Below are 5,287 nucleotides of genomic sequence, written 5' to 3'. Positions count from 1 at the left end.
CCACTTCCCCGCGATGTAGCCGAGCCGTTCGAGCCGGTGCAGCACCGGGTAGAGCATGCCGTCGCTCCACTCCATCCGCCCGGCCGAGAGCTCGCTCACCCGCTTAAGAATGGCATAGCCGTAGCTGTCACGCCGGGCGAGGATCGCCAGGATGAGGGGCGTGGCCGAAGCGGCGACGCGATCCTTGTTGATGTCCATACGTTGCTCTACCATACATGACGCTGCTATGTATGTCAAGCGGGATGCGCCATGCCAAAGAACCGCCCCCCCCGAGAGACGGCTCCTGGAAATGGCTTCCCGGACGTCAATAGACTCGGTTCATGCGTGTTCAGGCGTGTTCAGGGGCGGGTTCAGGCGCGTTGCAGCCCCGATCTCGGCGGGCGTATACTCTTTCGCGCGAACCCGGAGCGCCTTGATACGGGCTTGGAGCGGTGAGTGTCCCCGCCGAGAGCTCCCATCAGCAGGGCCCTTTTGGCGCCGTCGTCCGACGGGCCGCGGGAGGAAGCATGAGATGCGCGAACAGGATCGCGTTGGTCGGGGTATTCGTGCTCACCCTGACCGCTGTCCAGGCTTCAGCGGTACCCATTACCTACACCTGGTGGGGCAATGGAAGTGGGGTTCTCGGAAACTCCTCCTTCACCAACGCTCTCGTAACGTTCAACTACTCCGCGGACACTGACGAGACCCTGGATTATGGCGGTCTCTCCCCCTACTACAACGAAGCCGGAACCGGGACAGTAACCATAGACGGATTGGGTGCTGCGACCCTCACGGACCCCCACATGGCGGCGATCTGGACGACGGACACGGGTTATATCCTGTTGGGATACTTGGAGGGGCCTTCCGGACCGGAATTCGCGATCGCAGTTGACGGTTACGTTCTCCCGGGCTGGAACTTCCTCTCGCCCGTCGGCCCCGCGACAGGGAGAATCTTCCTTTCTCGCGAGGCGCGGTTCGGGACGACGCGGGGCGATTTCTACTGGGATTCGAGCATGTCCACCGATCCCACCGATCCCTCGACGTTCTTCACATTCCAAGCGACGACCGGCGGACCGCTTGTGCCAGAACCGGCGTCCGTGCTGTTGCTTGGCGCCGGATTGGGGGCACTTGCGCTGTGGAAGGGGCGCCGCTAGTCGGTGACGTCATCGGTTATTCGGGACGCGCGAGCTTCATCCCAGAGGAAGGCGGCACCATGAAGGCAATGCGAGGATTCACCGCGGTGTCGGCCGCAATTCTGGCGTGTCTGCTTCCGCGGGAAGCCGGCGCCGTTGTGACCGTGTATTTCAACCCGAGTCAAGTGGCCACGCTCGTGGAAAACGGCACGACCTGGGACACGTTCAGCTGCGAAGGCTACGTGTTCACCTGCACCCGCGACAAACTGTTCACGGGGGGAGGTACAAATCCCATTGGGCGGCCGATCCGGGTGCAATGGCCCGACGGCATCGAAGCGCAATACGTCACGGCCGGCCCGAACCCGACCAAGGCCCAGATCCTCGTCCGGCGAGTGGACGGCGGCATCTTCGACCTGACTTCGTTCACCGCGAAGCTGTTGGCCAATGCGGGGGCCGGTCGCGCGATCGAAATCGTCCCGCTCCTGAACGGCGCGGAACCGCTCAACGACCCTCTCTATTTCGACGTCTCAGGGAACTACGGGATGGAGTTCTCCTACGACACGTCGCCGAATCCCCTCGGCTCGACCGCCGGTCTCGTCAACTACGACGCCTACAAGATCAACCTGACCCTGGACTACTCCCTGACCGCCCTGACACTCACTGACCCATCTGCCACTGCCGTTTACCCCGATCCGCGGACGCTCACCACCTCTCGAATCCTGCTGTCGCCCAATCCCGCCGGCAGTCGGGTGCAGATCAGACTGAGCGACGCTTCGTCCGTCGAGGAGCGACTGATCTCCGTCTTCTCCGCCACAGGATCCCGCGTATGCTCCCTCATGCTCGATCCCTCTGGCCGGGCGACTTGGAACCTCCGCGACGACAACGGTTGCCCCGTCGCGGCGGGCGTCTATTTCATGGGAATGAAATCGGCGGCCCGCGTACTCGAGTCTCCGCGCGTGGTGATCGTGAGGTGATGGAGCGAAAGAACCCCGAGGGCCTTGGCCTCCGGGGTTCTCCGTAAGCAGGAAGAACGCGGAAATCCGCATTCTTCACGATGGCTCGGCAGGATCACCTCGAGAACCCCATCGTTCCACATCAACGGAGCAGCGTCAGCCTCATGCTCAGCGTGCGGCCCTCGGCTTCCAACCGCACCAGGTACAGCCCCGCCGACACGGGGGCTCCGGAACCGTCCCGCCCGTCCCAGCGCCCCGCGTGCTCCCCGGTCCCCCGCACGCCCCGCACCAGCTCCCGCACCCGACGGCCCGTCACGTCGTACACGCCCAGGCGCACCTCGCCCTCCCGCGACAGCGAAAAGGCCATCGCGGCGCTCCCCCGCGCCGGGTTGGGCGCCGGCCGGCTCAACCACAGGACCGCCGCGCCGGGGCCCGGCGCGTCCCCCGCCTGCTGCGGCGTGAGCAGCGCATAGCCGCTCAGGTTGCCGTGCGCGTCCACCGCGCACAGCTTGTAGTAGTGACTGCCGGCGACCACATCCACGTAGCCGGTGTCGGGCTTCTCCACCACCAGGTTTCCGGCACCGGGCACGAAGCCCGGGCTGTCCCCGCGGTGCACCCGGTAGGACGCCAGGTCGTGCTCGGTGTTGCCGCCCCAGTGGAGGGCGGTGGCCGAGCCGGAGTAGTGGCCCGCGAACGGGGCCGGCACGGCGGGGACCAGGTTGTCCACCGAGTAGCCCGAATCCGGCTGCGAGGCCCAGTAGCCCGGGACCCAGGCGTGGTACGCCTCCACCATGAACGCGGTGTAGGGATTGGCCGCCCCGGTGGAGTCCTGGAAGGTCCCGGCCACGAACGTGTACCAGGCGTCACCGCGGGCGGCTACCTCACCCACGCCCTCCCAGTACGTCACCCCGGCCTGGTCCCGCCGGAACCGGAAGATCCCCGGAGCCACCTGCGTCGCGGCGCCGCGCTCCGCCCACCGCCCCCCGCGCGCAACGGCCATGGCCGCCGCGCCCTCCGTCACCCGGCGCCAGATGCCGTAGGCGCCGATCCACAGCTTGGGAAGGGTGTCGGCGGGGCTGGCGTTCCACTTGATCCGCACCTGGCCGCCCTGGTCGCCGGCCACATCGCGCACCGAGACGATCACCGGCTCCTCGCCGGCCAGGCGCCCCAGGCGGTCCACCCGCTGCGCGTAGATGTCGTGAACGCCGCTGCGCGGGTCCTGCCAGGCGACGATCGCCCCGCCGGAGCCGTCGGTGCACGACGCCGGGGACTGCTGCGCGCCGGTGGCGGTGCACAACGCCACTCCGTTGGCGCTCCACTGGGGCGTGCCGGTGGCATCGATCCTTCGGGCGTAGACGTCGCTGGTCCCGCCGCGCGGGTCCTGCCAGCCAATGATCGCGCCGCCCACGCCGTCCGCGACGATGGTCTGCGCAACCTGGTCGCCGGTGGCGGTGCACAACGCCACTCCGTTGGCGGTCCACTGGGCCGTCCCCGAGGCGTCCACGCGGCGCGTGTAGATGTCCTTATTCCCGTCGCGGGAGTCCTGCCAGGCGACGATGGCGCCACCCGCACCATCGGCGCAGGCGACCGGGGAGCCCTGGCTGCCGGTGGCGGAGCACACGACCACACCCGAGGCCGTCCACTGCAGCACGCCCGCCGCGCTCAGGCGCTGGGCGTAGATGTTGAGGTTGCTGGAGCGGGTCTCCTCCCAGGTCACGATCATGCCGCCCGCGCCGTCGGGGGCGACGGCGGGGTAGTTCTGAACGTTGGCGTTGTTGCAGGCCATCACCCCGTTCGCGGTCCACTGCGCCACCCCGGCCGCGCTCATCCGCTGGAGGTAGATGCTCGAGCCGGTGCGGCCATCCTGCCAGGCCAGGATCGCCCCGCCGGCGCCATCCGGCACGCTGACCGCCGCGGTCTGGTCGCCCGTCGCGCTGCAAACGACCACGCCGTCCGTAGTCCACTGCGGCAGCCCGGTGGCGGATACGCGCTGCGCGTAAAGGTCCGTGAAGCTGCCGGGACGGAAATCCTGCCACGCCGCGATCGCGCCGCCCCAGCCGTCGGAGCACAGGATTACCGACTGCTGGGCGTTGGCCGCCACGCACAGCGCGACCCCGTTCGCGATCCACTGGGGCGCTCCCGAGGCGTCCACACGCTGGGCGTAGATGTCGTAGGAGCCGCCGCGGGAGTCCTGCCAGGCGAGGATCGCCCCGCCCGTGCCATCGGAGACGATCACCGGAAGCCGCTGGTGGCCTGTGGCGGTGCAGAGGGCCACGCCGTTGGCCGTCCACTGCGGGACCCCGGCCGCGTTCACCCGCTGCACGTAGATGTCGTCGTTTGCGCCGCGCGAGTCGTACCAGGCGACGATCGCCCCGCCGGTGCCGTCCGGGCAGGTCACGGGGCCCTGCTGGACCCCGGTCGCGGCGCACACCGAAACGTTGACGGTGGAACTCGAGGACCAGCCGGCCCGGGCTTCGGACGCCGGGATCAGCAGGAACACGCCGATCAGGCCGACGGAAAGGAGGAGAGACGAGCGGTGTCGCATGACGGCGGCCCTCTCCATGCGTGCGGAGGCACTGCGGCGGCCGGGCCAGGAAGTCCTGGCCGTCGCCCCCGGTCCCCCCGCCGCGCACGCGGACGGCCTCAAGGGGACGCGCGGAACGAGCGTCAAGGAACATATCACTCTGGCGCATATGATGTAAAGTCGATGACGACAGGCCGTGGCGGGAAGCGCCCATTGGAGAGAGGAATTGCGAAGCTCCGGAGGTGGCCTGGCGGCCGGGTCGCGGTCTTGCGGGTGATCGCGCGGCGGTTTGAAAGCGGAGGGTCGCGCCAAGGGCGCGACCTCACGATGGCTCCCCGGACGTCACAGATTTCGAACCCGGCGGGAGAAATCGCCTGAGGTCTGGTTCGGATCATGCACGCCACCCAAGTCAGTCCAGAGGCACTCGAGAAGGCGTGGGCGCCTCGGGCCGCAGAGACAATCTGTCTACGAAATCGGACCAAGGCCAAGACCGAGAGCTTCGGGGCGAGGTCGCCGGGATCGTCCACCACGTCCATTCGCGAGTACGCGACGGCAACCGAAGGTGTGCGATTCTTAGTTGGAAATTGAAACGGCTCCAACCTCTGTGCTTTGATGGCGTTGCGAAGCGTCCATCAGGCGCAGACGAAAGGAGCCGTAGATGGGTAGTGTCATTCGTCGGGTTCGGAAGCGCAAGCGTT

Annotated in this window: 3 protein-coding genes and 1 pseudogene (1 of these 4 cut by a window edge); 2 read left to right on the top strand and 2 right to left on the bottom strand. The window is 67.7% G+C overall.

Features of this window, described 5'->3' with window-relative positions; translation table 11 throughout:
* Positions 1-198 (bottom strand): annotated as a pseudogene (locus HZB25_12480) (helix-turn-helix transcriptional regulator) (it extends 193 nt beyond the left edge of the window).
* A gap of 308 nt (positions 199-506) precedes the next feature.
* Here HZB25_12480 and HZB25_12475 point away from each other — a divergent pair.
* Positions 507-1,133 (top strand): PEP-CTERM sorting domain-containing protein, encoded by a 627-nt coding sequence (locus HZB25_12475; protein ID MBI5838045.1) that lies wholly within the window; start codon positions 507-509, stop codon positions 1,131-1,133.
* A gap of 59 nt (positions 1,134-1,192) precedes the next feature.
* A complete protein-coding gene (locus HZB25_12470) occupies positions 1,193-2,086 on the top strand; it encodes a hypothetical protein (GenBank protein ID MBI5838044.1) in 894 nt (297 codons plus the stop codon).
* A gap of 121 nt (positions 2,087-2,207) precedes the next feature.
* On the opposite strand, the gene HZB25_12465 is transcribed toward HZB25_12470, so the two are convergent.
* Positions 2,208-4,610, bottom strand: a complete 2,403-nt coding sequence (locus tag HZB25_12465; GenBank protein ID MBI5838043.1) for a hypothetical protein — start codon at positions 4,608-4,610, stop codon at positions 2,208-2,210.
* Between the last annotated feature and the right edge of the window lie 677 nt (positions 4,611-5,287).

This window comes from Candidatus Eisenbacteria bacterium (genome assembly GCA_016235265.1).
GTDB lineage: Bacteria > Eisenbacteria > RBG-16-71-46 > RBG-16-71-46 > JACRLI01 > JACRLI01.
Note: the sequence above shows the minus strand (reverse complement) of the source record. Positions and strands in the feature narration are given on the sequence as shown.

Coding starts and splice junctions, on each gene's coding strand:
- HZB25_12470 (MBI5838044.1), top strand. CDS start 1,193: ATGAAGGCAATGCGAGGATTCACCGCGGTGTCGGCCGCAATTCTGGCG.
- HZB25_12465 (MBI5838043.1), bottom strand. CDS start 4,610: ATGCGACACCGCTCGTCTCTCCTCCTTTCCGTCGGCCTGATCGGCGTG.
- HZB25_12475 (MBI5838045.1), top strand. CDS start 507: ATGAGATGCGCGAACAGGATCGCGTTGGTCGGGGTATTCGTGCTCACC.